We start from the raw sequence: 26,120 nt of genomic DNA on the forward strand, positions 1-26,120 counted from the left end.
GTATGTTATGAATAATATTATAGAAGCTAAAAAAATTATTAAAGAGTATACTATTGCTAAAGGAAATATGCAGCAAGTTTTAAAAGGAATAGATTTATCAATTCAATATGGAGAATTTATATCTATTATGGGTGCTTCTGGGTCTGGTAAATCAACATTACTGCATAACATAAGTGGAATGGATAAATTAACATCTGGTATAGTCAATTTTTCAGGTGAAATGATTTCTAATATGTCCGAAGAAGCATTATCAAAACTTAGATTAAAAAATATGGGCTTTATATTTCAACAAAGTAATTTACTTAAAAACTTAAATATATTTGACAACATAATTCTCTCAGCTTACTTAAATAAAGAAGAAAGTCGTCAAATAATCAATGAACGAGCGACAAGACTTATGGAAAAAATGAATATTTCGGAAATAAAAAATAAGGATATTACTCAGGTTTCGGGAGGTCAACTTCAAAGGGCTTCCATATGTCGTGCTTTAATTAACAACCCGAAAATTTTATTTGGAGACGAACCTACAGGTGCACTTAACTCCAAGCTAACAAATGAAGTAATGGATATTCTTATAGCTATTAATAAATTAGGAACAACTATTATGCTTGTAACTCATGACGTCAAAGTAGCAGCAAAGACAGAACGAGTATTATTTATGTCTGATGGTATGATTGTTGGTGAAATTAAATTAGGAAAATTTAATAGTAATGATTTAAAAGAGAGAGAAAATAAACTAATAAGTTGGTTATCAGAGTTAGGTTTTTAATTTTATTAAACTATCTTCTTTATATACTTTAAAGCTGATGACTTATTCAATATTTGATGCTAAAATATAATTAATAAAATTTAATTATTAGGTGATTACATTATGAATATTACTAAAGGCATAACTTTACTCTTAACATTATCAATTGTAATATCTGTAGCAGGATGTTCTCAAAAAAATGCTAGTTATGTAGCAAAAAAATATATTGATAGAGTGAACTCTGGTGACTATGAAACAGCATATAGTTTACTAAGTAAAGATAGTAAGAAAGAAATTAGTCTAGAAAATTTTGAAGAATTTCAAGATATTTTAGTTAAAACAAATAGAGTAGTTAGTTATAAAGTAAGTAAAGAAAAAAATATAAAAAAATATAATTATGGTGGAAAAGAGTATAAAAATGTGGTTAAATTAGAAGAATCTTTTGAGATAAAAAATATTCTTCATAAAAGAAATGATTCTTTAAAAATTAATAGATATTTTATAGTTGAAAATAATAAATACAAACTCTTATTGCATGAAAGTTTCAAGAATGATTTTTCCATTAATAGTATGGCTCTTGCTCAACTTACACTTGAGGATTATAAACTGGAAACCATTAAAGAAGTTGAAACTCTACTGAAAAAATCAATTTCTATTAATCCTACTGATTCAGATCTTTATTATGCACAAGCATGCAACTATATGCGTTTTGATGGTTTTCCTGATTCTTCAGATGCAGTAGATAATGCTTTTGATTCAATTAATAACGCTTTAAAATATTTAGATAAAATAGATTCTGAATACAAAAAAAAGATGAGTGATATATATAACCTAAAAGGAGTTATACTTATGGCTAATAAAAGATTTGATGAAGCAAGACAATGTTTAAATAAATCGTTATACTTTAATAAAGATAACGAAGATCCGAAATCCAATCTAGAGTCACTAAAAAGTCATCTAGACTAACTATTTAGCTTTTTATTTATAGGAAACATTTCATATATGATTAAATATTAAATCATAATTTTTACAAAACTAATTACAATTTTAAATTATAAAAACTTATTGCTATATAAATATTAATCTATAACAATAAGTTTTTTATTTAAATAAAAACATGTAACTGTTAAGACTTAGTTATAAAAATTTAGTTTGGCAATCTTAATAATTTTTCAATTATATTATTAATAATATATTGACTAAATTTACATCACTAAATATAGATATTATTTGTTAAATACTCTACACTACATATCTAAAGTCATCTAAATTACATTACCTTTATAATATACAATCTAAACATTAGGATATCCTCTAAAACAATAAAAAAGAAGGTATAAAGAGCTACCCTCAAGCTCAATATACCTTATAAATATCTAAACTTCATTTTTCACTAATTTTTCTATATCTTTGATAATATGTTCTTTAGATTTTTTTCCAGCTATAGCATCAAAAATTGCAACAGCTTTTTTTTCTCCAAACTTTTCTGCTACATCATTAAAGTCTAGAAATCTAACACTTTCTTTTGGTTTACCAAACATATAACACCTCTCATATATTTTTATATATTTATTATAACTTCTATATGTTTATTTTTCACCAATAAACGTTAGACAAATTAGTGCCTTTATTTTTTTAGTCTGATTTTACTTTCAAAATTCTTAACAAAAACAGTTTATTCTACTCTATAAATAAAAATAGACAATTTAATTTGTAGGAAACTTGATAATAAAATACAGTAAACAAAACTTTGTTTGTAAAAGTTTTTTATTAAAATTTATGAGAATTATAAAAAATTAATAAAAGAATAAAATTTAATTCAATTTTAAACAACCTATTATCAATAAATTATTGTTATCAAAATTATATATTAAACTCTTCTAAAACCTTTATTGCAAACCTTGCATTTGGATATGTAATAGACCCACCACCAATTACACCTATTTTTATTGCTTCTATAATTTCATCCTTACTTGCCCCAGAGTTGATACACCCCTCAATATGATAACAAATACATTCATCACATCGACTTAAAATAGAAATAGCTAATCCCATTAATTCCTTATTTTTTTTGCTTATAGCTCCTTCTGAATAAGTCTTATCATCAAGACTTCCAAATACTCTAAAAAATTCATCTGTTTCATTTAATTTTTTATTGTAAAACTCTCTATATTCCTTCATTTCTTTAGTGTTCATGTCCTGCCTCCTATATTTATAAATGATTTCTTGTAAGAGTATCACACTATACTTAGCCTTTCAATATTAAATCAAACCTTTTAATTTACATTCAATAGACTAATTTATATAGATTATCAAAAACTTTTAATAACCTACTACTATTTTTATTAAAGAATATTTTTTCAGAGCTAAAATAAGTGTATTAATAAATTTTTAATTATATATTTTAGCTCTGAAATGTATTCTATTTATCCAAATATTATAATAGGAATTGATTGTATTAGTTATTTCTAATTGAAGTTCTATATATCAAATAAGAATATATAAATGGCAGTATTACAATTACAAAAATTACAAAGATATTATAAAGAGGGATGCTAATAAAAGCATTAATAATTAATAATATCCCACCAATAATCCAAATCCATCCAGCTAAACGATGTGTCTTATTCCAATTTTCTTCATCATTAAGAGCCCATGGAGAAATTATTCCCATAGAATAATTTCTCTTACATTTAGGAAGATAATTTCCAAATAAAATAACTACTATCCCCAAAATCAATCCTGTATAAAAATTAAAATCCAAACTAATTCCTGTTGAATACAAAACCATCATTATTTGTAAGATGACTGAAAGTATAGCAACTCCCCATTTTGATAAATTTTGCATAACATTTGAAAAACTAGCCTTTTTAGGTTCATTTTCAAGTCTAAACCATGTATATAAATGAACACATAGCATTAATAATGGTACTCCAAAAGCTGCTATAAACTTTGGAGCATAATTATCTGGATTCCCATAACTATCAAAATGAATTGCAACTTCATTTGGTAGTCTCTCGTAAAAATATATTGATACAATAAATGGTATAAAACATATTAATGTAGATAAAATAAATTGCTTATTTATCGCTTTTTTCATTATCTTTTTCTCCCTTCTCCATAAATTGTGAAAACCAAAGCATAACCTCTTCAAAAACCGAAATGTTTATTTCATAGAAAATAAAATTTTTATACTTTGTCTCAAATATGAGTCCTGCCTTTTTTAATTGAGATAGATGATAAGAAATTGTGGCATTTGTCATATTAAATTTTTCACTAATTTCTCCTGCTGACATTTTATTCCCCCTTAACATAAGTAATATTTCTCTTCTTACAGGGTCTGAAAGAGCTTTAAACGTTTCTGGAAAACCCAACACCATCACCTCTCTATTTAGAATTCCATCTAATTAGAATATATCATAATTATTATTATATTTCAACAACTATTTAGATTTTTTTCTAAATAGTTGTTTTAAATTCTCAAATAAAGTTTTTATTCTTTGTAAATAAGTTGATTTTACTCACATTTTATTTCTATTCAAATATCTTAATTTCAAAAAATAAAAAAGCTTAGAAATTAACTCTAAGCCCTTTTATTTTATATCTTTCCTATATTTAAAATATAATGCATACTATTATGCAACATATTCATATTTTGCTTTGTATTCTCTCATTGCATCATTCCAAGCTTCTTGTACTGTAACACCTTTTTTACTAGCAATTTTTTGTGCCAATTCAATTATCTTCATAGCTCTTCTTGATATATTCATAAATAACTCCTCCTACAAATTATTATATATTTCATACCCATAAAATCAAATTTATATTTTTTGATATACAACCTTTATAGATACAATATTACAATTTATATGTGTATTACATATGAACTATATTAGAAGATAATTAGAACTTTCATAAAATTATTTGATATATTTTAATATAAAAACTCACAATTAATTATAAAAGTTAATCAATTAAAATAACGTTTGATATACCAATTTTGTAACCATAAACAATGCCATTGCTAAAAATATTGGTTTTATCATCTTTGAACCTTTTTTTATAGCAACTTTAGCACCTACATAAGCACCTATTATCATAACTAGTGCAAACACTATAGCAATCTTATAATATACTTGACCATTTATCATAAATAATAACAATGAAGTTATATTACTTGTTAAGTTTAATATTTTTGTATTTGCAGAAGCATGTAAAAAATCATATCCATATATTTTTATAAATCCAAAAGTTAAAAAAGTACCTGTCCCAGGTCCAAAAAAACCATCATAAAAACCCATTACCAAAGCCATAAGCATACCTAATCTTAGGTTTTTCTTATTAATACCTTCAAAATTATCTTCTTGACCTAAGTTTTTAGAAATAAAGGTGTACATAGCCACTACTAAAATCATTATTACAACTAAAACATTTAATATATCTTCACTTATTGATAGTACACATCTTACACCTAAAATGCTACCAATAATAGTAAATGGAACTAATTTTTTTAAAAGTTCATTATTGGTTTTACCAGATTTTGAATATCTATAAGCACTACTTATACATCCTGCTGATGCAGCAAATTTATTTGTACCAATGGCAAGATGCACAGGAACTCCAATAGCCATGAGAACGGGCATACTTATAAGTCCTCCCCCTCCTGCTATAGAATCTACAAAGGCAGCTAAAAAACCCCCTATACATAAAAAAATAATTGCAAACATAAAATTCCTCCACATATTCTATCTCAAATTTATTAACAACATATATCTTACATAAACTACAATCTTATTCTATGTTATTTGTTTATTATTATTATTATTTAACAAATGTTGGTATTCCAACGATTTATTAGTATTAGTTTGTTGTTTATGTTTTATTATACTTAATTTAAATTTTTCCTATTCTTTATTTTCGGTGGCAAGATGGTGGCAAGTTTGGTTTTGCCACCCTTGTTTTTTAATTACAAAATTAAAGTATAAAGAATTATTACCTCACCAGTTTATCTATAACTATATCCTATAACAATAAGATTATGTAGTCAATTAGATTGATTTGATAATTATTGATGCAAAAACAAGGTTGTTTGGAGAAATGAAAAAAGCACTCCCCAACATGAGAATGCTTAGTTACAGATATAAAAGTGTACTGCGAATACACTTCTATTTTTTTATTATATCACATGTTCTAGGTTGTTAAAAAGACCTATTTAAATCATTTCTAAGGTATGTTGAGTAATGTTAATGTATATATTAATATAATTATAACATGTCTTATGTTTTAGTATGATAATTTTCATTCGTTTTATTATTACAGGTTATACTATGGTTTTCATACTTTAACATCAACTAAATGAATCTAATTAAGATTACTAGTTAATAGCCTTTTTGATTTCTTCATCTTCTAGTTTACAATCTAAAACTTTATTGTTTAGGTTCAACAATAGAGTCTAGAGAATCCTTAAATTTCTTCTGTATTAACTTTCTAGAATTACTAACAGAAGATTGATGTTTGTTTAATGCATCCTCAAGAATATCAATAGATTCATTTATATCACATCCATATTTTTCAAACATATAAATTATATAAAATGTTTTTTGATCATAATATTCAATATGTTCTTTTTTGTCTTTATATATCTTTTCAATTTTAAAATAAAGATTACTATATTGTATTGCATTTTCTAATGTGAAATTTTCTCCTCTAAAAATTTCATCATAATATTCTTGAAATAACTTTTTCTTTTGGTTAGATGCTCTATCAGGATATCCATTAACCGAATATAGTATTTGAGCTAATCTTTCTTTTGATATTCTATTTTCATATGTATAATCATCATCTCCAATCATACCTGCTTTTCTAACATATAATATTCCATTTGCTTTGAAATATTCTTCAATCTGAATTTGTATGCTATCTACTGATTTCAAATCGGCTGGTGAAATTGAATTTTGACTATTCGTATACTCTGCTATTTCATTTTTTAATTCACTATCATCCTCTATTTTAAATATTCTTACTAGAATAGAAGCTTCTCTCAATTTGATAAACTTCAAATCATCTTTTTCATTTTTAAAGAACTCATATATAGACCTTAATGTTTGTCCCCCATTAACAATTTGAAAACTTTCTATTTCAAATAGATATTTCATCCCACTATTTTTAGAATCACAACTTATATTTTTTGCAGTTACTGTTATACCATTATTAAACATAAAAAACTCTTTATGTTTGCTTTTTAATGTTTGTTCTATCTTTACATTATATTCAGTTTCTCCTAAATATCCTCTAACATTGTCGTATAGCAATGAATAGTCTAATTTCTTTTTATCAATTGAATAATCATTTTCTATAGAATAATTATCTCTAAGTTCTTGATCTGATAGTGTTATCCTTATTAAATCAAACAAAGACAATCTTACAATATAAGATTTTCTGCTAGATTTCTTATCTTTTTCATAACACAAAAAATCGTCCCCTGAAATCATAAATTTACAATTTTGATTCTCCTTCTTTACATTGAAAAAACCCATAATATCATCTAAAGAAATATTAATTACTTTCATTCCATAGTTCTCTTCTAGAGTATTAATATATACATTAGAATTATTAGCATAACCTTTTGCTTCATTAGATACCATATACAATTTAATATTATATATATAATTACTATCCAATAATTCTCTTATTTTTTCTATACGAAATCTTACTTTATCGTCTAAATCACATAGCCTCTGATTATTTTGTATATACTGTAGAAACTTCATGCTAACAGATAAATCATTTTCACTTTTAGTCTTATCTTCATTAAACTTTTCTCTAAATTTAAAATTAAATAATTGTATTTCATCATCTGTTATATGTACTGCATCTATACCAAGATCATTTATTATTTCTCCATTTACAATTTTGTTATAATCAGTATCAATTATTATATCTTTTATATCATCAATATCTCTTAATCCAGTTATGTTTTCTAATATTAAATGATAAAATCCTAGCCTGGTTTTTTCACTTTCTTTTAACGAATCTACTTTTTTTATGCCTATATACTCAAACATTTTTCTACTGTATGTATTTACAATTTTAAAATCATTTATATTTGCCATAAATTCTCCTCTCAATTAACCCCCACTATTTATAACAATATTAAGTATAAGAATTTTATATACTAATAAGTTTTTTGGATCTAACTTCATTATTTTGAACTAAATATCAAATAACCTATAATAAAATTATATAGTTATATTTTATTTATATCAATTTTCTTTGATCTATTTCTACAAAAATCGTTCGACAAAATAATGAAAAAAATTTGATTATATGATATATAGAATATATTGGAGGTGACGAATTATGAATATATTAAAAAAATGGTTTGACTTAAAAAAAGAAAAAAAGGAAAAAGAATACTATTTAAAAAATTCTAATGATATGGATAACTTCAAAGCAGAGTATGAAAAAATTTTTAATTATTACAATTCAATGAAAAATACCATAAATATCGGATTGGAACAATTAAGACTTGATATATTAATCAAAAAGCAGTCTAATCCTATATTCAGTATAGCTTCTACTTTTTTTGCTGCTATTTTGTCATGCTTTTTTACTTTGGCACTTACTTCGTTTTCAGATTACTTTGAGAATTTTTTAAAATTGTCTTTGAATTTGAAACCAACAGTTATAAATGTAATACTTATTATACTTTGTTTTATTCCAGTTTTAATTAGTATATATTTTATAATTAAATTTATTATAGACATTAGTAATATGGGACTAGATATGGAGAGAAAAATCAAATTCTCACTTATTGCTCAACAAGTTCTTAATGATATGAAAATGGAACAATCAAAAAAAGAAAATGGTAACTACTTTTAGTTACCATTTCATTGAACAAACACCCCCTTCTTATTTATCTATAAAATCCAAAGCTTTGTAAAGTGTATCAAACCTATCATTACCTTTTATCATAGTATATCTTTCTTTAGTTATAGACCCTATCTTGCTGCATGCTCCTCCACCTACAACATATAAATTCTCTGTCTGACCTGGTACATAATCTTTTATATCACATATTAATATCTTTCCATCATTATACCCCCAACCAACTACGGTTGCAGGGATTTTGTCAACTTCTCCAACATAAACGATTGTATATTTATACATGATTTTATCCTCACTATTTATATTTTTATTCAATGTACCTTCTACAATTAACTTAGCAATACCTTCATATCCAAATTTCTTAGCTTTTTCACAATCCTCTTTGTTATCACAAAAGAAACTTTCTATTAATATTGCTGTAGGTTTGGAACTATTTAAAATATACAAACTTCTATCTAATTTAGTTCCTCTATTACCTACTTCTTTATCTCCTTTTTTTCTTATGAAAGGTTTAGATAGTTTATCTACTACTCTTTGTGCATATTCCTTCCCTTTTTCACTATAGTAAAATACCTCTGTTCCAAAAGCTCCTACGCCACTTGAATTTAAATGCAACTCTATAAGTAAGTCATATACTCCGCTATTAATTCTAGGTATTTTGTAAGACTTTTCCTCACTCTTAGTTTTAAACTGCTTTTCGGGGCATATTATTACATCTACCTTATGTCCTTCTTTTCTGAATGTATCTGCCAATATTGGTGCAAGAGACTTATTATATTGATACTCGTTAACTACTCCATCAGCAGAAGTACATGCTCCACTTTTTAAAATACTGTGTCCTACTGTAATACATATTTTCATTATTTATTTTCCTCCTTTAGTTGTTTATAAACTTGATTAGCTCCTATTGCTACTCCCCAACATAAAATTCCTTGTAAAATTGAACTTGGATTAAATCCTAGCATCCATATTGAAAATACTATTCCTAACACAAGCAATATAATTGGAATGTATTTATTATCTAGTTGCTTATATTTCTTAAATCCAAACACTAATACATTAAGAGCAACTACTAGCAAAAGCAGTTGCTCGGGTATGAAACTTATTAAATTATCCATATCTTAACCTCCTAATTAAAATATTCCTCTTTGTATTGCAAATATAAAGAATCCTACAAGGGTTGTAATCATTGTTCCAATTAGCCATTTAAGCATACTTGTAAGTGAGTTTAAATTCTCACATAATGCTTTTAACTCTGCTTTAGACTCTATATTTGCTACTTTTAATTCGTCTATTTCATCATTATGTTTATTTATTGTTACTTCATGTCGTTTCAAATTGTCTTTGAAAAGTTCTTCATTCATGAAAACCTCCTTATTTTGTATTAAAATAAGACTTAGAGGTTATCTAAGCCTTATAAACATTTTCTAGTATTCACTTAAGTAATTACAATATTACTCTTACTTTTTTATTTATTGAAACTTAATTCTATAATTCTTTTATTGTTAAGTTCATATACTCTCTATTCTGTTTGCTATAATCTATACTCCTATATTCAAAGTCTGAGTAATTTAATTCTATTTGTTCTATTCATTTTATCATCTCATTTATTTAAATTTTATAGCATACCAATTACAAGTTGTATAATCATCTTGAGTGTAAATAGGAAGATAAATACCATTTTCGTTCATGTAAGGCGTTCCTTTGTCAATGTGAATTACATTTCCAGTAGCATCATAACTAGTCTCGCCAGGTTGCCCCCTAAAAGAAAAAAATGATACTACACCAAAATCTTTATCAAAAACACCTTTACAAGCAAATGTAAAATTAAAACGAAAATAAGGATAAGAAGTTTTGTGGTTTTCAAAAGCGACAAAGATATTAGGTATAAAATTTAATCCGGTTACTTTAATCCAGCGATTGTAAGCACAACTTTTACCACCATGATAATCAACTTCAAAAAGCGTAGCACTACCTTCGGCTTCTAAAGTAGCAGTAGTTCCACTTGCAACTTTATATTTAGAGTTTAATTGATTTATAGTATTATTAGCTTGTGTTAACTTATTTGTTAAATTTTCAATACTAGCATCTCCACTATCAAATGATGCCTTTATTTTTTCTGATAACTCTACCAATGTATTATTTAAACTTGATTCAATATTTTTCAACCCTAATACATTTATTATAGAAGTTTTACCATTTATTAAACCATCTTTCATTTCACTAACTTTTGTTGCTATATCTTGTAGACTCGCATCATCACCTAATGGCATTATATTTTTACTTATACTTATAACTTTTTCTGCTGTAGCATTAGTACTGTCTGTAACAACTATTTTAAGAGTGTGTAGTGCATTATCTTCTAATGTGTAGTTAATTGTTTTTTCAAGAGTTAAATCTGTTGTTATAGTTTCTTTTAGTACATCATCTATAAATACTTCTATTTTAGTTAATAATGCAGGATCTGTGTGGTCAGCTTTAAATGTTGCTTGTGTGGAGTTATAAGAGGATATAGTTAGAAATGGCATTGATTGTAGTAAAGTTATTTTTGCTTTACCATCTGAATAGCCCCCAGAACCACCAGTATTTCCACCTGTCGTCATAACTACATTATCAAAATAATATTCAGAGGTAGGAATATACCCTTTTGGTTTATAACTATCTTTAGTTAGAACATAACCACTTCCACCACCACTTCCATAACCAGAACCATTAGAACGAGAACCACCAAACCAGCCACCACCACCGCCAGAAAAACCAGAAGGATTTCCAGGTTTAGCACCTTTGCCAAAAAAACCATCGCAACTACCATCATCGAGACTACCTTTGCCACCTTCATATTGCGTACCACCATGAGATGGAGTACTATTAAAATCTCTACCAATAGTACCTTTTAAACCACCACCATCGCCTCCTCTATATCTGTCTATTGTTCCACCACCACCGCCAGCAACAATTATACGTGATAATAAGCTTTGTGGATTATCCCAAGCACCATTAATAAGTCTTATATCAGTAGCTCCTCCTCCACTTGAGGAAGTAGCATATCCTCCACCATTAAAAGTATTGCCTTTTTTACCATCTAAACCAACATAAACATATAAAATAGTTTCTTTTTTCAATATCAATTCACCACTAGTATAACCACCATAGCCATATTGAAATCCACTTGAAAGTGGAGTGCCATAAGCACCACCCCTAGCACCCCAACATTCAAGTTTATATTTACCTGGTTTTAATATCACACTTTGTTCACTTCCTGTATAATTAAATTCATAAACTGTTGCCATTTAATCCACCTCTTTCTTAATTTATGGTTTTATTGTACCTAATTTTAAAACCATAAACGTCTGCAAAGTGCAGATGAAGTGTAGGCAAAATGTAAATGAATTTATATATTTTTAGGAATAAAAAAAGAACCTTCTATAATGTTGGTTCTGCTCCTTCTACTACTCCACTATTTTCTATAATATAATCCTCTACCGCTTTTCTATACTCTGTATTAGTTACATCATCCAGTTTAAAAACTCGATTTTTCAACGGATTCATCCCTTTATTTAATATCCTTTCTGCTAATATTCTTACTACAACATTATTTATACTCATTATAAAATTCCTCCTCCGATTTCTTGATTTATTAATAAAAGTAATTGATTTTCTAACTCTTGTTTTTCTTTTTCTGCTTCACTTACATATACTGGTATTTCTTCTAAGATAGGTTGTTTAGTTTCTATATTTATACCTATAACTCTGTTTTTAGCATAATCAATACTTCCATAATCTATATCAATCCAATTCAATTCAGTTATTTCATTATGTTCTAATACGTCTCCTGTTGCTTCTCCTGTCTGTAGCAATATTTTTCCTGTTTGGTCATAGATTATTCTATTTGCTCTATTCATTTTATCACCTCTTTTATATAAATTTTATAGCATACCATTTATATGCAAAATCGTAATTATTAAAAGCAGGAAGTTGAACACCCCTGCCATCAACATAAACATCTTTTTCATTAAGATTATAAATGCTACCATGTGAGGAAAAAGTTGAATCTGTTTGACGTCTAAAATACGAAGAAATTACATAATCTTTACTAAAAACACCATAACTAGCAAAAACTAAACTCTTAGTTAAATAACTATTCCTTGTAAAATCGCACTCAGCTATAAAAATATGAGGAACAAAACCGAGATTGCTAACATTAATCCAATAATCTTGGGTAGTAATATAACCACCATTATAAAAAGTAGCAGATAAACTTGGTTTATTGAGTTGATAAGTAATTCCACTAGCAACTTTATACTTAGTATTTAACTGTGTTATAGTATTATTAGCTTGTGTTAATTGATTCATCAAATCTTGTAAACTAGCGTCTCCACTATCAAAACCTACCTTGATTTTCTCTGACAACTCCACTAAGGTATTATTTAAACTTGCTTCTATATTCTTTAATGCTAAAGTATTTATAATACTTGTTTTCCCATTCTTAAATCCTTCTCCAATCTCTACTAACTTATTTGATATATCTTGTAAAGTTGAATCAGTTTGAAGTGGCATTATTTCTTTGCTTATACTTAAAACCTTCTCAGCAGTTGCATTTTCTGCATCTGTAGCTACTATTTTAAGTGTGTGTATTGCATTATCTGTAAGTTCATAGTTAATTGTTTTTTCTGCTGTTAAATCTGTAGTAAATGTATCTTTTAATACATCATCAATGAACCACTCTATTTTACTTAAATTATCATCTGTGTCTATTGCTGTAAATATTGCAGTAGTTGAATTATAAGAGGATATATTTAATTTTGGTTTAGTGTTGCCTTTTGTGAATGTAACAGTTTTATCTAAAAATTTACCTCCTTGATAAGTGCTAAGTTCTATAGTTATATTATTTTTAGAATTAAAGCTTAAAGTTGATAAATGTTCATCTGTAAGACCTAAAGTATAGTTACCATCAAGAGCATAGTTTTTTTTAGATATCACAACATCATTTAATTTTTCAGTTACATCAAATTTTACACTTGTGTTACTATCTGGAATTCTATAACTTATATTACAAGAATCACTAATAACTCCTAAATCTTCATTTATAATAATATTAGGGTCGGGTATAAGTTCAAGAGTAACAACTTGTTTCATTCCACTACTGCTTTCTATAACATTTCCACCTGATATAAAATAAACACGAGTTGCAGTTTTTTCTCGTTTAGTGCTTGTAGGAACTGTTATAATTTTGTAACTGCTTAAATCAAAGTCACCATAATAAGTATTTTGATAGGAGGTACCTACATATTCATATGGACAAGGAGAAAGAAAAACATCTTGCTCTGAATAATAACCTCTTCTTTTTTTAACAGTTCTATCACATATATACGTTGATGCTGGAGGCATTTAATCACCTTCCTTTCTACATTGGTATTAAATTATTATTTATCGTTGATATAATACTACTTCTATTACCTTTTACTTCTTGCATCACTTCTTTTAATGCTCCCTCTACATTATCACTTTCAAATAAGTTATCTGTATCTTTTATAGTTGTTTTCTCTGCTGTTGTTTCTATACTATCTACACTAGTTTTTACCTCATTTAATGCACTAACTATATTTGTTTTATCTATTGTTTCAAGTAGTGTTGTATCTCCTATTTTATTATTAATCTCTGTCTTAGTAGTTTCTATGTTGTTTGTTAACTCTGTTTTAGTTGTATCTATTTTAGCATTAATAGTGTCTATTTTAGTATCCAATTCTTGTATATCTTTGAGCGTAGCAAAAATTATTGTAGGGTCAATTTTAAGCTCTATATTATTTACATTAGATACAATAAGCACAGTTTTAACCTTCATATCAACAACTGCTCCTTGTTCTATAGAAGGTTTATAACATTCTTTATATTTAGAGATTGCAATTAGATTATTTTCATCATCTAAATATCCTATTTCTCTTATCATAAACCCACCTACACTTGATGGTATTAAACTCTCTAATATTATGCAGTTTGGCGCAGTTTCATCTGTGGTTGTATTTCCGATGTTGCCTTCCCATACCACATTTTTAAGTTCTGTCTGACTTTCAGTAGGAGTATACTCACTCCCTCCACCATCACTAAGTTGAATTTTTACAAACCCTACTTTGTTACCTGTAACACTTGCATTTGCTATCTTTGCCTTTCCTACATTTGTAATTATAGTGTAATAACTTTTATCTATAGCCAATATATCACCTCCTAAAATATTGTTATTTCTTGGTATCCAACTCCATTTCCTGTTAATATATCAATTTCTCCATACGTTTCTATGTTTGGTGGACTCCAAGGATATATAGTTATTTCTTGACCCATCAAAGTGGTTATTCCAAAATTCATATAATTATCTTTACTTATAAGTATTCTAGTGTAGTCAAAACTCATGTTGCAAGGTTTGATACTACTTACAAATGAATGAACTTCCTCAAACCAGTCTTGATTCCTTGCGTCACTCTCTAAATGAATGTTATAAGTAGCATTATTTATAGTTAATTCATAGTTTCCTTCTCCAACAACTGAATCTAACCAATTCCTTAGAAATCTCTCTGAATAAGGTAATTTACTTATATATCTACTAAAAATCCTAAACCTTCTATCCTCTAGGCTCTCATTTGATTTAGAAACTATAGACATTATTTTTTCCCATCTTTTTATACCAGTTATGGTTAAATCCTCTAAGAACTGGTCATTTAAGACATCATCTAATTTATCATGTAGTATCTTTATTTCTTTGTTATCTGCATTAAATGCTTTTATATATTCTTCTTTGTCTTGCAGAATTTGTGGTAAGTAACTTATTAGATTTACCTCTTTATCCAACTACCTCACCTCTTACTACTATTGAATCTTTATCAACACTAAAATTTGATGCAACATCATTTATCATAGTATTTGCAATGTCTAATACTCCATCAATACTTAACAGGCGAGTTTCTATCTGAGATATACGAACTATTAAGTTTTCTTCATCTTCCCAGCTCATATTGAGTTCATTTAAATAGTCGTCAATTGCTTCCTCTGCTATAGTCTTTATATTCTCCCAAGTATAGCCACTCTTATATGTTATTTCTGCTGATATATTTATAGTTGTACTCACGACTCCTGTAACAGTAACTTTATGACCTATAGGTGCTAAACCTAATCCTTTTCCTTGGTGCTCAATTGGGTCAATTTCTTCTTGGACTAAATTAACTAAGTCAGCAGATGGTACTTTGAAGTTAGAGTTAATTATTACTAACTTAACAGTTCCTCCACCATTCCAAGTTGGATAAACTTTAACTCCTCCGACATCTTGTATCTTATTAACTTCATCCTTATAGTTTTGTATATTCCCACCAAAGCTCTGTGAATTTAGGCTATCATAATATCGTTGCCTTAAACTGTCCTCTGATTCTTCATCTTCTCCATTTATCAATATTTCTGTCAGTTCTGCTGTTTCTAATTTATCTATATATTCGATAGGTATTAATTGTCCCAACTCAAATACAGGTCCAGCAGTTTCACATTTCATTTTATATATTCCTTCACTAATTCTCTCTGTTGCAATATAATTGTATTCTCCTAGATTAAAGCGTGAATCAAGAGGAATATCTATGTTGAAAACTCCTTTTGCAATGGTATTGGTTGCAGATAGTGGTGTAATTCCTCGCTCTTTGCATCTTTTTTCTAAATAATAGTAACTAGCAGTATCAACAAAGGTTTGGTCTAGTAATTCATCCATAGCAATGTATGTTTCTGTAAGTTCTATAGCAACTGGTGCCAAGGCATTATATATTATAGAACCCTCTCGTTTGTCAAACGTGTCAGGTACACTATCTAACATTCTTTCAATTATATTTTCAAATGTCATTAATTCAAACAATTATACACTCACCACCTTCTCTGCTTTGATATTTCCATATTTGGTATGGACAATAAATTTACACTGGACCTTTCCTTTTTGATTTTCAAACTCAAAATTATCTACATTTTCAATCCTATCATCCAGTATTAATGCTTCTTTGATTCTTCTCTCTAACTCTGGTATTACAAAGGATATAGGTTCTCCAATAAGGTCGTTCAACTCGACCCCATAATTCCGAGAATAAATAAGGTGCTCATATCTTTCAGTATTTAAAGTTAAAAAGATGGTCTGTTTTAATGCTTCCACATCATCACAAATACCATCTACTTTATTTTTTTCTATATTTAATTTAAAGGTCTTACTTGGTTCTTCTCTTACATCAAAGTTTATAATTGATACATCTTCTATATCATAGTCAATAGCGTCTGTTGGTATCACTTCATCACATCCTATCTAAAATTAAATACTGTTGTCCTCCTTGCATTCTTATTAAAACTAATTTATCTCCTATCTTTTTATCTGTATATCTTTTAAATGTATCTGTTTGTATTAAAAAAAAATCTTCAAAGGATGCTTTTTGCTCTATCTTAACTATCAAAGGATTAACACTTTCTATAGTTCCAAATGCAATTTGCATTGGATTACTTGTTTCTACTGCATCCATTGCTGCCTTTTTAATTATCTGCAATAATTCTTGACTCATATTATCACCTCACTTAAAAGAATCTTCTAGCTCTTGCAAAATCATGTTTTTGTTTTTGTCTACCACTTAAACTACTTATTTTGACTACATCACCAGTCTTTGGTGAATGTATGAACTGGTCATTTCCTATACATAGTCCAACATGATGTACCTTTCCTTTTCCTTGATTGTATGCAAAGAATACTAAATCCCCAGCTTTTACATCATTTATGTTGCATAATAGTTTTCCTCTACTATCTTTTGATTGGTCTGCTGAAACTCTAGGTAGATTTATTCCTGCACCTCTCTTAAATGCCCAAATCATAAGTCCACTACAATCAAAACTTTTAGGACCATTACCACCCCAAGCATATGGCTTGCCAAGTTGATTTTTTGCTTCTTGAATAACTTTACTTACTTTACTATTATTGTTTGTTGATGTATTAGCAGTACTATTATTTTGAACTTGATAAGTTGTATCTTTTAAATTCTTTTCTGCTTCTTCGTTGCTTCCAATTCCTGTACCACTTGAATTATCGTAATTACTCCCTGTTATCTGCTTATAAAATGCACCTACACATTTTACCCATTCTTTATCTGAACTTGAAGAATACTTATTTCTGATACTTTCTAATGTTTTTCTACCTTGATAGATATAGTTTCTTGATAAATTACTTATACCTCTTTTTATTCCTTCATCAGTACTAGAAAAACTCAAATACTTTCCATCTATTCTCATTCCGAAGAAATTATTTTTAGTATTTGCAATGTTTGAAGTACCTCTAGCTGATTCATGCATTGATATTGCAGCCATTAAAGCAGCATTAACTTTATAAGCACTTGAATATTTAACAAATATATTTCCTGTATTTGATAATTTACCTTTAAGTAGTTTATTGATTTTATTAGCCATTTCAGTATCTTCTTTGCTTGTAGTACTTTGTGCAGGGCCATTTTTCTTTTCGTCTTTATTATTTGTATTTCCACTACTATAGCTTGATGAAGAATAAGAAGCAAATTCGTCTCCATCAACAAGAGTTAAATCCATAAAATGCGAATTATTTTCAAATGTATGTTTTACTTTCTCAACCAACATATAATTTTGTAACTCTATATCTCCCAAATCTAAAAAAACAGGTACTAAACAACCTGCTCTTACTCTAATATCTCCTAATACATTTTTTAAACTTAATGACTTAGTTTTCTTATTATATAGTTTTAAAAGTATATCGCATTTTTGTTTTATCTCTGCTTCACTCATATTCTTGTCTACTGTATCAAACATTTGAAGTATTCCCCAGCTTCTCATATGCGTAGAATCTTGTGCAATATAAACATCTCTTTTACCTGACTCCTCGTTATCCCTTACTAGTTTTATTTTTGTATAAGTATCACTATCAATGCTTGAGTTATAGTCAAAATCTTCTATTACATCATTATTCATAACAGTATCTAATTTCATTGATGCAACATTCTTTAATGTTATTCTTCCAAAGTCATCATAGAGTACATACATTTCCTTTTTCTCTCTTAAAGTATCATCTAGTGCAGTTAATATCATATCAAATAAAGTTTTATTTTCTTCAACTCTCGATATTTTATATTTTGTATCTTCTATGACATTGTATTTTAAATTAAAATCTTTAGCCAACATTTTTATAAGTTCACTTGCAGTTTTATTACCATATACATAAGTATCTTTATTTTTAAAATATCTCAGCTGGTCATATGCAACTATTTTAATGTGATTTTCCTTATCTCTTTTCTTCTGAAATATATATCCATAGAATATACCTACACCCTTGTAATATAATCTTACTGAGTTACCTTCGCAAAACTCTAATATCTTATCCATAACTATTGTAAATTCAAGTTTAGACGGCGTTCCTCGTCTTTCAATTTCCCATGTGATTCCATCAAGGACAACAGGCTCATAGAAATCTTCTAAGTGAGCTATTACTAATCTTACATCTCTATCATTTGCTAATACTAATTCATTAGACAAGCCTCAACACCTGCCCTTTATAAATGGTATATTTACTTAAATTCTTCCCCTTATTTGCCTTATCTAGCATTGTTTTATTTAACTCATATACTTTCTTATATAGCGACCCATCTCCTAACTGCTTTTGACAGATTGACCATAAACTATCACCTGCCTTGACTGTGTATGTTTTAGCATTTGGTGCATTGACTGAATCAACTCGTTTTGGCTCTATTTTTACATTAGGTCTCCCTGTCTTGTTTTTAGGTGCAGCAGGAACTAATTTTTTAGTTGAGTAATCTCTATATTGTTTTAACTTTATTGCAACCTTAAAATCTGAACCATTCTCTGCATCTTCTACTATGTTATATTCTTCAAGTGACACTTTTCTATTTGTATTAAATAATACTTTATTCCCAAGTTATCTAGATACAATAAATTGAAATGGCTTACAATCGGTTTTTAGTAGTTCTAGTTTACTTAAAAAGAATTGAACATCTCTAAAAGTACCACGATAAAATGGTAATTTATTGTGTGTAAATTCTGCTTCAAAACTTATTTCAGATAGCCCTTCTTTTTTTAATATATTTACTTCACCAGTATTTATTAGGTCTACAGTTTTATTTTTATTTGTTACTTTAATCTCAAGTTTGGGTGGTGCAATTGGTAATTATACTCCATCCAAGTAAAAATCATAAGCCATTTATATATCCCTCCTCTCTAAACAATTCCTTCGGCTGATACAATCATGGCGTCGTTTAATTTTTCTGTTAAAACATTTACTATACCATCAACATCTGTATCACTATTTATGTTGTTTGTATTGTTCATATCAATTTTTATGTTGACTCCTGTAAATCGGTTTATTGTTTCCTGCTCTGCAATATCTCTAAGATATTTTAAATCCTCTTGACTTTTATCCATTGTTTTTGCCATTTTCGCAGTATTTCCCGCAGTATCTTTTGCTCCTTTGGCGGCATCGTTCAGTGGAGAATTTAAACCAGCTGAACCAATTCCATCACCAAGTCCGTATTTTTTATCCCATAAGTCGTCTAATCCTAATTTTTTCTTTGCATCTTCTAGCATCTTATTAATATCAAAAGTATCTTTAAATTTATCAGTTATAGCATTTTGCCACTTAGTTCCAAGTGCATTTCCTTTTTTAAACTGACCTTCAATGTCTTTATATCCCATTCGCTCTAGTACAACTTTCTCTGGTGCATTTCCTACCCATTTGTTTAAACTGTTGATTTGTTGTTGTATATAGCTATTATCAGCTTTAACTGGTGTAAATGTTGCTTCTCCAACTTTTCCAATGTTTATCCCTGGTATTTTATTTATTAGGTCGATTAACTTATTTACTCCTCTGATTGCTATGTTCGCCCCGTCTATGAATGCTTTCCCAAGCGCATTTCCAGCATTATTTACTGAGTCATTTAATGATACCATTTTTTCTATTATGAAGATTACACCCTTCGCAATAGCTTGTTTCATAAGAAAAACACACTGATTCCATCCATTCGCAATAGCTTCGTTTACAAATATACAACCATTTAAAAGTCCAATCATTATATTTTGTATTGTTGCTACTGCTGCAAATACTGCACCTACTATTACTCCTAGTACAGTTAGACTCGTACCTGCGAATTTATTTACTGCTGCTACTGCAACAAAAACTACTACTACAAATGCTATAATACCTGCTATTATCCAAAAAATTGGACAAGATAATAATGCTGCATTAAATCCCCATTGTGCTGCTGTTGCTTGTGCTGTTACCAAAGCTTCCATGGTTTGCGCAGATATTTTTCCGAATATCGCAAATTCTTGTGCTGCTAAAGCTGCACAAGCTTTATATGCAGCTACTGCATACAATGAATTTACAAAAGATGCTACCGTGGTGGCAATTGTACTTGCAAGTAATACTCCTTTATATATCGCAATTGCTGCTATCACCCCATATATAACAGGTGCAACCATGCTCCAATTTTGGGCAAACACATTAGCAACATTTAGTGCTGCATTAGTAATTCCTCCAAGACCTTTAATTATCAATACAGCTCCTAATGTAACTCCTTGTATAAAACTTGAGAAGAATTCACTATTTAAAATGTTTTTTATAATATTCAGTGTGTCATAAATACTTGAAGATATTGCAATCATTACATTTCTCATAGATACAACAATCTCACTAAATCTAACACTTTGCAATGCTCCACTTATCTTTCCGAGGGTTTGCCCAAAAATCATATAGGCATCATTTTTCATCATTGTAAGAGCTTGAGAAAAAGTTATTGGCATGCTTGCGAATTTCTTTTCTATCTCATTACTTGCTTTAAATAGTGCATTTCTCACTACATCTGCTGTTATAGCACCCGTTCGTGACAAATCCTTTAATGCTTCTTTACCTTTACCCATACTCTCTGCAATTTTAGTAGCTAAAAGTGGTGCATTTTCCATAATTGACCTAAACTCATCACCTTGCAATTTTCCTGCTGCCATGGCTTGTGTAAGCTGATACATTGCTGCACTTGCTTCTGATGCTGATGTTCCTCCTATTACAAATGATTTATTCATTAACTCTGCAAACTTTACAACTTCTGCACTACTTCCAAACGCTTCTCCTGCAAGTATCCCTAGTTTTGATACCTGTGCTGCTGTATCTGCATAACTTGCTCTAGCACTTTGAGCTGATAAATAAATCATCTTATTAAGTTGTTCTGTTGTCTGTAATCCGTCATTCATTAGATTTAAACGTGCTTTTGTACTTGCAATTGTATCTGCTGCTTTTGTAATACTTTCTATTCCTTTTATTCCAATGTACATACCTGCGATATTTTTAAGCCTAGAAACCAATACAGAACTTGCTTCACTTCCTCGTTTTATACTATTGTTAAAATTTTCTTGTTCATTTGTATTTTTTCCAATTTTCTGTTCTATCCTTGTGAGAATACTTTCTATATTGTTTAAACTCTGCTGAGATGTCTGTATCCCACCTGTGTTGAGTGGATTATTCAATCTCCCTTGTAGTCTTTCTAGACTATTAATTGTCGTATTAATAGATGTAGTCATATTACGAAAAGCGGGTGTCATTCCATCAAATATTTTTATAGAAGTTTGTATTGTTGCCACTTTCTCACCTTCTTTCATGCCACAATAAAAGCACTTGCCTATTTTCAAGCAAGTGCTTATAAATTTATATTTAGTCATTTATTTACGCCCAGAACTGTTTCCCACAATTTAAACAAGTAACTCTAACTTTCTTTGCACCTAAGTTGCCTGCCATTAAACCAAGTCCTCCTACAACAGTTGCTCCAGCTACAGCTTTTCCTATACCAAACCCCTTTTTATGAGCAGATAATGAAACAGAACCACATTTGGGGCAACGTGCTACATTATCATTCTCAAATTCATTAAATTTTTTATAGTTATCTTCCCTTAATTCGTCTTTTTCTTCTTCAATATTTATTTTTTCACTTAACTCTTTTAATTCTTTAAAAGCTGGATATATAATATTTTTACACTCTTTTATGTCTAGCTCTAGTAGCCTCATTACAACATCAATTGCTAAAATTTTATCTCCTTTAGTTTCTTTATAAATATTAGTCAGATTTAATTCTTTTCCATGAATATTTATAAAGAAATCATCATTGTTAACTGTATTTACTAATACAGGCGTTCCGCAGTTTGAACAAAATTTTCCTGCACCAGTTATCTCATAACCACAGTTTGAACAAAACATAACAAATCCCCCTAGTACAATAATTTTATAAGATTATTATACTATATACGTAAAATTTTTACATTATAATCACATCCTTTCAATAAAAAAACACCTACTATTCAAGTAAGTGTTTTTAGTATTTTGATTTTAAATCCACATAGTTAATATAAAATTCATCAAAAGTATAGCGGATTACCTCGACGTGGACATCTTTACATACCACTTAGTTAATATAAAACGGCTAAAAAGAAAGATAATTTAATGCAAGTAAAAGCTTATTTACATACCACTTAGTTAATATAAAACTTGACAAACTAATTTCAAAAATCCATGAAAATACAACTTTACATACCACTTAGTTAATATAAAACAATATGAAATGGTATTGCAAAATAGATACACAATGTCCTTTACATACCACATAGTTAATATAAAATTTGACCCTTCATCTTTGCATTTTGATAGATTCAATTACTTTACATACCACATAGTTAATATAAAACCCCAGCATCGATGAGGAAGGAAATATAATTGTTCCACCCTTTACATACCACATAGTTAATATAAAACTAACCCTAGCACAAAGCTTTGCAACAGCTTTATTGAACTTTACATACCACATAGTTAATATAAAACACCTCAGTTGGAGCAGGATATAAAAAGTGCTAAAAACTTTACATACCACATAGTTAATATAAAACCATTTATATTTTCTTTTTTAAGTTCAGCCTTAAATTCCTTTACATACCACATAGTTAATATAAAACTGATAGCAAAAAATAAAGAAATGTTAAATATATAGGGCTTTACATACCACATAGTTAATATAAAACCTTTAAGAATCTTACTAATTGCAGCTACTCCAATGTACTTTACATACCACATAGTTAATATAAAACAATAGGACTTTGCAACGAGTTACTGAAATAAATAAAGACTTTACATACCACATAGTTAATATAAAACTTGCAAACATATTCTAACATCTTCTTTACAGTTCCAACTTTACATACCATATAGTTAATATAAAACATGGCGTAAAATAATGAACCTTTCACCAATAGAGGGCTTTACATACCACATAGTTAATATAAAACTTTATTCCATCTTGATTAAATCCAATTTTGAATGACTTTACATACCACATAGTTAATATAAAATTAAATCTCTAGCACTTAGTTTCCCATCTGATGTTATCTTTACATACCACATAGTTAATATAAAATGCAGAGAGAAGTTTTACATAAATTAGCGAAAATTCACTTTACATACCACATAGTTAATATAAAATGAGGGAGTACAAGAACAATATTAAGAAAGTTGAACACTTTACATACCACATAGTTAATATAAAATTTTATATTTTATTTGGGGTTGGCACACTTTCCCCAACTTTACATACCACATAGTTAATATAAAATATATAATAAAAAACTCGATTAATAATATATATAAAACTTTACATACCACATAGTTAATATAAAATTTCCGAAGATTTGGGCAGATGAAATGGGCGTAACAACTTTACATACCACATAGTTAATATAAAATCCCAAAATAAACTAAGTATTTTCAATACCTACACATATACAAATCTCTTAAATTTGCAGTGAGCGGCTAGTAGTGCAATTGATAACATTTATCGTATACTCTCAATACCTTGTATTTCAACTGTTAAAGCATACTTAAACATAAAAATCGAACACTGCAAAACTCTTACTTATATTATACCATTTTTTAACATATAAAGCACTTGAAACAACAGAATATCCAAGTGCTTTATCTATATTATTTATTCTCTTTTTCTTCTGATTTCCTAACTTCTTCTTTCACTAAATTTACAAATCTATAAAATCTTTCTGGATTTTCATTTCTCATTTTTTCAAAGATACTTCCAAGTTCTTTAATAAGTTCTATTCTATCCATATCAAGTAAATTCTCATACATTGCATTAATCCCCCTCAAAACTAAACTAAAATATATTATTTAATACAATAGAATTTACTCAATCTTGTATACTACATGATAATTCTTCTTTTCACCTTGTATCTTAGCAGGCTTATTATTATCATCTATCCAACACTTAATCTTCTCTATTACACTTTCTGTATACTTATTTACAGTACCAGTCCAAGAGCCATTTGTTTCCCAAACTCCCTTAACTTCACTATCTTCTAAATCAATCTTTTTAATAATCTCACAAACAGCCATCTGTGCTGGTTTATTACTCTTAGAATATATTTTAAGTTTAGATGCTATTTGCTTTGTATCAAAGTAATGTTCTTCTTCATCTATCTCAATTGGTAAATCAATGCCTGCCTTTTTATATAATGTCTTTGCTGTTAATAGTTTTGATTTGTTGTCAAATCCTGCATTGTCTAGTAATTCTTTTAACATAGATGTACTATTATAAGCTAGTTGCAGTTTTTCAAGCTCACTTGCTTTTTCTCTTAGTTTTTCGGGGTTAGCATTATCAGTTATGTATGCACCAGTCTTGAATATAGATTCTACTACATCCCAAACCCAATCCATAAAAGTATCAGCCTTTGGCTGTCTACTAAAACGACATATTTCCATTACTCCTTTTGTATTATAAACTATAGTATCTCTTAATACTTTTCTATTCCCTTCAACTGTAACCAACTTGACTACAGTTGAAAATTTATCAAGTCTATCTTTGTTACGTTCATGTATTTTACTTATAGCTATCCTTGGTTCTGTATACTCTAAAGCCATTCCTATTTGGTCTCTAGTCATTAATATATCTTTAGTATCATTTTCATAAAAATTACATTCGACTTCTCCAAAATTTTCTGATTTGATTAATTCTAAATTAGTTTTCATATAAATTCCTCCTCAAATTAGTTTGAAAGAAGTTTCTCTATATGATAGAATATTTCATATAGAAGTACTAACTTCTTTGTGGGAAATAGAGTGTTCAAACTTGGTCGGGCGAACACTCTATTTTTGTTATTTTTTTAGGTCATCATATATTTTGTCTATACCTTTTCTTATTATTTCAGAACGATTACTATCTAATAAATTTACACATTCATCTAACTTATCAATAGTATCTTTATCAGCTCTTACTCTAATCATAGTATCTTTTACACTTTCTGTTGGACGACCCATCTTTTTTTGTGGCATTTATTTCACCTCACTTTTGTTGCTACAATTATATTATAATTTATGTAGCAACAAAAGTCAATGATATATCCAATTTTTTCTAAT

At 28.4% G+C, this 26,120-nt stretch carries 29 protein-coding genes and 1 CRISPR repeat array; of the genes, 3 read left to right on the forward strand and 26 right to left on the reverse strand.

Annotation, left to right across the window (positions count from 1 at the left end; translation table 11 throughout):
* Window positions 1–7: 7 nt before the first annotated feature.
* Window positions 8–769: an ABC transporter ATP-binding protein gene (locus ACTG45_RS10565; protein WP_021384796.1), complete on the forward strand. Its 762-nt coding sequence runs from the start codon at window positions 8–10 to the stop codon at window positions 767–769.
* 102 nt (window positions 770–871) lie between these two features.
* Window positions 872–1,714, forward strand: coding sequence for an NTF2-like N-terminal transpeptidase domain-containing protein (locus ACTG45_RS10570; RefSeq protein ID WP_021384785.1), 843 nt, complete (start codon window positions 872–874; stop codon window positions 1,712–1,714).
* Window positions 1,715–2,124: 410 nt separating this feature from the next.
* On the opposite strand, the gene ACTG45_RS10575 is transcribed toward ACTG45_RS10570, so the two are convergent.
* The 7 genes from ACTG45_RS10575 to ACTG45_RS10605 form a co-directional block, all read right to left on the reverse strand.
* The gene (locus ACTG45_RS10575; RefSeq protein ID WP_003424195.1) at window positions 2,125–2,289 is read right to left on the reverse strand and encodes a hypothetical protein; all 165 of its coding nucleotides are present in this window, start codon (window positions 2,287–2,289) and stop codon (window positions 2,125–2,127) included.
* Window positions 2,290–2,611: 322 nt separating this feature from the next.
* Window positions 2,612–2,944, reverse strand: a complete 333-nt coding sequence (locus ACTG45_RS10580) for a carboxymuconolactone decarboxylase family protein (RefSeq protein WP_021384788.1) — start codon at window positions 2,942–2,944, stop codon at window positions 2,612–2,614.
* Window positions 2,945–3,206: 262 nt separating this feature from the next.
* Window positions 3,207–3,848, reverse strand: coding sequence for an SdpI family protein (locus ACTG45_RS10585; protein WP_021384786.1), 642 nt, complete (start codon window positions 3,846–3,848; stop codon window positions 3,207–3,209).
* On the reverse strand, window positions 3,829–4,128 hold the full coding sequence (locus tag ACTG45_RS10590) for an autorepressor SdpR family transcription factor (RefSeq protein ID WP_479916814.1): 300 nt from the start codon (window positions 4,126–4,128) through the stop codon (window positions 3,829–3,831). Before ACTG45_RS10590 ends, ACTG45_RS10585 begins: the two co-directional genes overlap by 20 nt.
* Window positions 4,129–4,383: 255 nt before the next feature.
* Window positions 4,384–4,518 (reverse strand): hypothetical protein, encoded by a 135-nt coding sequence (locus tag ACTG45_RS10595; RefSeq protein WP_021384793.1) that lies wholly within the window; start codon window positions 4,516–4,518, stop codon window positions 4,384–4,386.
* A gap of 204 nt (window positions 4,519–4,722) precedes the next feature.
* On the reverse strand, window positions 4,723–5,475 hold the full coding sequence (locus ACTG45_RS10600; protein ID WP_021384789.1) for a sulfite exporter TauE/SafE family protein: 753 nt from the start codon (window positions 5,473–5,475) through the stop codon (window positions 4,723–4,725).
* A 699-nt stretch (window positions 5,476–6,174) separates the two neighbouring features.
* Window positions 6,175–7,860: an AIPR family protein gene (locus ACTG45_RS10605; RefSeq protein WP_044213511.1), complete on the reverse strand. Its 1,686-nt coding sequence runs from the start codon at window positions 7,858–7,860 to the stop codon at window positions 6,175–6,177.
* A gap of 247 nt (window positions 7,861–8,107) precedes the next feature.
* On the opposite strand from ACTG45_RS10605, the gene ACTG45_RS10610 reads away from it, so the two are divergent.
* Window positions 8,108–8,629 (forward strand): hypothetical protein, encoded by a 522-nt coding sequence (locus ACTG45_RS10610; RefSeq protein ID WP_021384795.1) that lies wholly within the window; start codon window positions 8,108–8,110, stop codon window positions 8,627–8,629.
* 30 nt (window positions 8,630–8,659) lie between these two features.
* On the opposite strand, the gene ACTG45_RS10615 is transcribed toward ACTG45_RS10610, so the two are convergent.
* The 19 genes from ACTG45_RS10615 to ACTG45_RS10705 all read right to left on the reverse strand — a co-directional run bounded on the left by ACTG45_RS10615 (window position 8,660) and on the right by ACTG45_RS10705 (window position 26,036).
* Complete coding sequence (locus tag ACTG45_RS10615) at window positions 8,660–9,496, reverse strand: N-acetylmuramoyl-L-alanine amidase (RefSeq protein ID WP_021384790.1); 837 nt, start codon at window positions 9,494–9,496, stop codon at window positions 8,660–8,662.
* On the reverse strand, window positions 9,496–9,753 hold the full coding sequence (locus ACTG45_RS10620) for a phage holin family protein (RefSeq protein WP_479918942.1): 258 nt from the start codon (window positions 9,751–9,753) through the stop codon (window positions 9,496–9,498). The genes ACTG45_RS10615 and ACTG45_RS10620 overlap by 1 nt, the downstream gene beginning before the upstream one ends.
* A 15-nt stretch (window positions 9,754–9,768) precedes the next feature.
* Complete coding sequence (locus tag ACTG45_RS10625; RefSeq protein ID WP_021384792.1) at window positions 9,769–9,999, reverse strand: hemolysin XhlA family protein; 231 nt, start codon at window positions 9,997–9,999, stop codon at window positions 9,769–9,771.
* Window positions 10,000–10,242: 243 nt separating this feature from the next.
* The gene (locus ACTG45_RS10630; RefSeq protein ID WP_021384791.1) at window positions 10,243–11,925 is read right to left on the reverse strand and encodes a glycine rich domain-containing protein; all 1,683 of its coding nucleotides are present in this window, start codon (window positions 11,923–11,925) and stop codon (window positions 10,243–10,245) included.
* Between the two features lie 133 nt (window positions 11,926–12,058).
* The gene (locus tag ACTG45_RS10635; RefSeq protein ID WP_021384794.1) at window positions 12,059–12,241 is read right to left on the reverse strand and encodes a hypothetical protein; all 183 of its coding nucleotides are present in this window, start codon (window positions 12,239–12,241) and stop codon (window positions 12,059–12,061) included.
* Window positions 12,241–12,537 carry a hypothetical protein gene (locus ACTG45_RS10640; RefSeq protein WP_021384798.1) on the reverse strand — a complete coding sequence of 99 codons (297 nt, stop codon included), beginning with the start codon at window positions 12,535–12,537 and terminating at the stop codon, window positions 12,241–12,243. Before ACTG45_RS10640 ends, ACTG45_RS10635 begins: the two co-directional genes overlap by 1 nt.
* 13 nt (window positions 12,538–12,550) lie before the next feature.
* The gene (locus ACTG45_RS10645) at window positions 12,551–14,023 is read right to left on the reverse strand and encodes a hypothetical protein (RefSeq protein WP_479918943.1); all 1,473 of its coding nucleotides are present in this window, start codon (window positions 14,021–14,023) and stop codon (window positions 12,551–12,553) included.
* Window positions 14,024–14,039: 16 nt separating this feature from the next.
* On the reverse strand, window positions 14,040–14,846 hold the full coding sequence (locus ACTG45_RS10650; protein WP_479918944.1) for a phage tail protein: 807 nt from the start codon (window positions 14,844–14,846) through the stop codon (window positions 14,040–14,042).
* A gap of 11 nt (window positions 14,847–14,857) precedes the next feature.
* Window positions 14,858–15,475, reverse strand: coding sequence for a YmfQ family protein (locus tag ACTG45_RS10655; RefSeq protein ID WP_479918945.1), 618 nt, complete (start codon window positions 15,473–15,475; stop codon window positions 14,858–14,860).
* Window positions 15,468–16,517, reverse strand: a complete 1,050-nt coding sequence (locus ACTG45_RS10660; protein WP_479918946.1) for a baseplate J/gp47 family protein — start codon at window positions 16,515–16,517, stop codon at window positions 15,468–15,470. The genes ACTG45_RS10655 and ACTG45_RS10660 overlap by 8 nt, the downstream gene beginning before the upstream one ends.
* On the reverse strand, window positions 16,518–16,937 hold the full coding sequence (locus tag ACTG45_RS10665; RefSeq protein ID WP_227836546.1) for a DUF2634 domain-containing protein: 420 nt from the start codon (window positions 16,935–16,937) through the stop codon (window positions 16,518–16,520).
* Window positions 16,938–16,941: 4 nt separating this feature from the next.
* Window positions 16,942–17,202, reverse strand: coding sequence for a DUF2577 domain-containing protein (locus tag ACTG45_RS10670; RefSeq protein WP_479918947.1), 261 nt, complete (start codon window positions 17,200–17,202; stop codon window positions 16,942–16,944).
* 13 nt (window positions 17,203–17,215) lie between these two features.
* Window positions 17,216–19,186, reverse strand: a complete 1,971-nt coding sequence (locus ACTG45_RS10675; RefSeq protein ID WP_479918948.1) for a C40 family peptidase — start codon at window positions 19,184–19,186, stop codon at window positions 17,216–17,218.
* A complete protein-coding gene (locus ACTG45_RS10680; RefSeq protein ID WP_479918949.1) occupies window positions 19,179–19,550 on the reverse strand; it encodes a LysM peptidoglycan-binding domain-containing protein in 372 nt (123 codons plus the stop codon). Before ACTG45_RS10680 ends, ACTG45_RS10675 begins: the two co-directional genes overlap by 8 nt.
* 335 nt (window positions 19,551–19,885) lie before the next feature.
* A complete protein-coding gene (locus ACTG45_RS10685) occupies window positions 19,886–22,297 on the reverse strand; it encodes a tape measure protein (protein WP_479920291.1) in 2,412 nt (803 codons plus the stop codon).
* 82 nt (window positions 22,298–22,379) lie between these two features.
* A complete protein-coding gene (locus tag ACTG45_RS10690; RefSeq protein ID WP_479917012.1) occupies window positions 22,380–22,907 on the reverse strand; it encodes a zinc-ribbon domain-containing protein in 528 nt (175 codons plus the stop codon).
* A 192-nt stretch (window positions 22,908–23,099) separates the two neighbouring features.
* A CRISPR array of direct repeats spans window positions 23,100–24,440; the repeat unit is 29 nt; unit sequence CTTTACATACCACATAGTTAATATAAAAC.
* A 237-nt stretch (window positions 24,441–24,677) separates the two neighbouring features.
* Window positions 24,678–24,836, reverse strand: a complete 159-nt coding sequence (locus ACTG45_RS10695) for a hypothetical protein (protein ID WP_021384427.1) — start codon at window positions 24,834–24,836, stop codon at window positions 24,678–24,680.
* 54 nt (window positions 24,837–24,890) lie between these two features.
* Window positions 24,891–25,733 (reverse strand): BRO family protein, encoded by an 843-nt coding sequence (locus tag ACTG45_RS10700; RefSeq protein WP_021384426.1) that lies wholly within the window; start codon window positions 25,731–25,733, stop codon window positions 24,891–24,893.
* Window positions 25,734–25,859: 126 nt separating this feature from the next.
* A complete protein-coding gene (locus tag ACTG45_RS10705; RefSeq protein ID WP_021360954.1) occupies window positions 25,860–26,036 on the reverse strand; it encodes a ribbon-helix-helix protein, CopG family in 177 nt (58 codons plus the stop codon).
* Window positions 26,037–26,120: the final 84 nt, after the last annotated feature.

The sequence above is a fragment of the Clostridioides sp. LIBA-7602 genome (assembly GCF_056688945.1).

What these genes read in the sequence shown, in the direction of transcription:
- ACTG45_RS10630 (WP_021384791.1), bottom strand. Translation starts at nt 11,925, where the DNA reads ATGGCAACAGTTTATGAATTTAATTATACAGGAAGTGAACAAAGTGTG.
- ACTG45_RS10645 (WP_479918943.1), bottom strand. Translation starts at nt 14,023, where the DNA reads ATGCCTCCAGCATCAACGTATATATGTGATAGAACTGTTAAAAAAAGA.
- ACTG45_RS10565 (WP_021384796.1), top strand. Translation starts at nt 8, where the DNA reads ATGAATAATATTATAGAAGCTAAAAAAATTATTAAAGAGTATACTATT.
- ACTG45_RS10570 (WP_021384785.1), top strand. Translation starts at nt 872, where the DNA reads ATGAATATTACTAAAGGCATAACTTTACTCTTAACATTATCAATTGTA.
- ACTG45_RS10625 (WP_021384792.1), bottom strand. Translation starts at nt 9,999, where the DNA reads ATGAATGAAGAACTTTTCAAAGACAATTTGAAACGACATGAAGTAACA.
- ACTG45_RS10695 (WP_021384427.1), bottom strand. Translation starts at nt 24,836, where the DNA reads ATGTATGAGAATTTACTTGATATGGATAGAATAGAACTTATTAAAGAA.
- ACTG45_RS10600 (WP_021384789.1), bottom strand. Translation starts at nt 5,475, where the DNA reads ATGTTTGCAATTATTTTTTTATGTATAGGGGGTTTTTTAGCTGCCTTT.
- ACTG45_RS10635 (WP_021384794.1), bottom strand. Translation starts at nt 12,241, where the DNA reads ATGAGTATAAATAATGTTGTAGTAAGAATATTAGCAGAAAGGATATTA.
- ACTG45_RS10640 (WP_021384798.1), bottom strand. Translation starts at nt 12,537, where the DNA reads ATGAATAGAGCAAATAGAATAATCTATGACCAAACAGGAAAAATATTG.
- ACTG45_RS10605 (WP_044213511.1), bottom strand. Translation starts at nt 7,860, where the DNA reads ATGGCAAATATAAATGATTTTAAAATTGTAAATACATACAGTAGAAAA.
- ACTG45_RS10620 (WP_479918942.1), bottom strand. Translation starts at nt 9,753, where the DNA reads ATGGATAATTTAATAAGTTTCATACCCGAGCAACTGCTTTTGCTAGTA.
- ACTG45_RS10575 (WP_003424195.1), bottom strand. Translation starts at nt 2,289, where the DNA reads ATGTTTGGTAAACCAAAAGAAAGTGTTAGATTTCTAGACTTTAATGAT.
- ACTG45_RS10705 (WP_021360954.1), bottom strand. Translation starts at nt 26,036, where the DNA reads ATGCCACAAAAAAAGATGGGTCGTCCAACAGAAAGTGTAAAAGATACT.
- ACTG45_RS10670 (WP_479918947.1), bottom strand. Translation starts at nt 17,202, where the DNA reads ATGAGTCAAGAATTATTGCAGATAATTAAAAAGGCAGCAATGGATGCA.
- ACTG45_RS10690 (WP_479917012.1), bottom strand. Translation starts at nt 22,907, where the DNA reads ATGTTTTGTTCAAACTGTGGTTATGAGATAACTGGTGCAGGAAAATTT.
- ACTG45_RS10615 (WP_021384790.1), bottom strand. Translation starts at nt 9,496, where the DNA reads ATGAAAATATGTATTACAGTAGGACACAGTATTTTAAAAAGTGGAGCA.
- ACTG45_RS10610 (WP_021384795.1), top strand. Translation starts at nt 8,108, where the DNA reads ATGAATATATTAAAAAAATGGTTTGACTTAAAAAAAGAAAAAAAGGAA.
- ACTG45_RS10580 (WP_021384788.1), bottom strand. Translation starts at nt 2,944, where the DNA reads ATGAACACTAAAGAAATGAAGGAATATAGAGAGTTTTACAATAAAAAA.
- ACTG45_RS10595 (WP_021384793.1), bottom strand. Translation starts at nt 4,518, where the DNA reads ATGAATATATCAAGAAGAGCTATGAAGATAATTGAATTGGCACAAAAA.
- ACTG45_RS10700 (WP_021384426.1), bottom strand. Translation starts at nt 25,733, where the DNA reads ATGAAAACTAATTTAGAATTAATCAAATCAGAAAATTTTGGAGAAGTC.
- ACTG45_RS10585 (WP_021384786.1), bottom strand. Translation starts at nt 3,848, where the DNA reads ATGAAAAAAGCGATAAATAAGCAATTTATTTTATCTACATTAATATGT.
- ACTG45_RS10590 (WP_479916814.1), bottom strand. Translation starts at nt 4,128, where the DNA reads ATGGTGTTGGGTTTTCCAGAAACGTTTAAAGCTCTTTCAGACCCTGTA.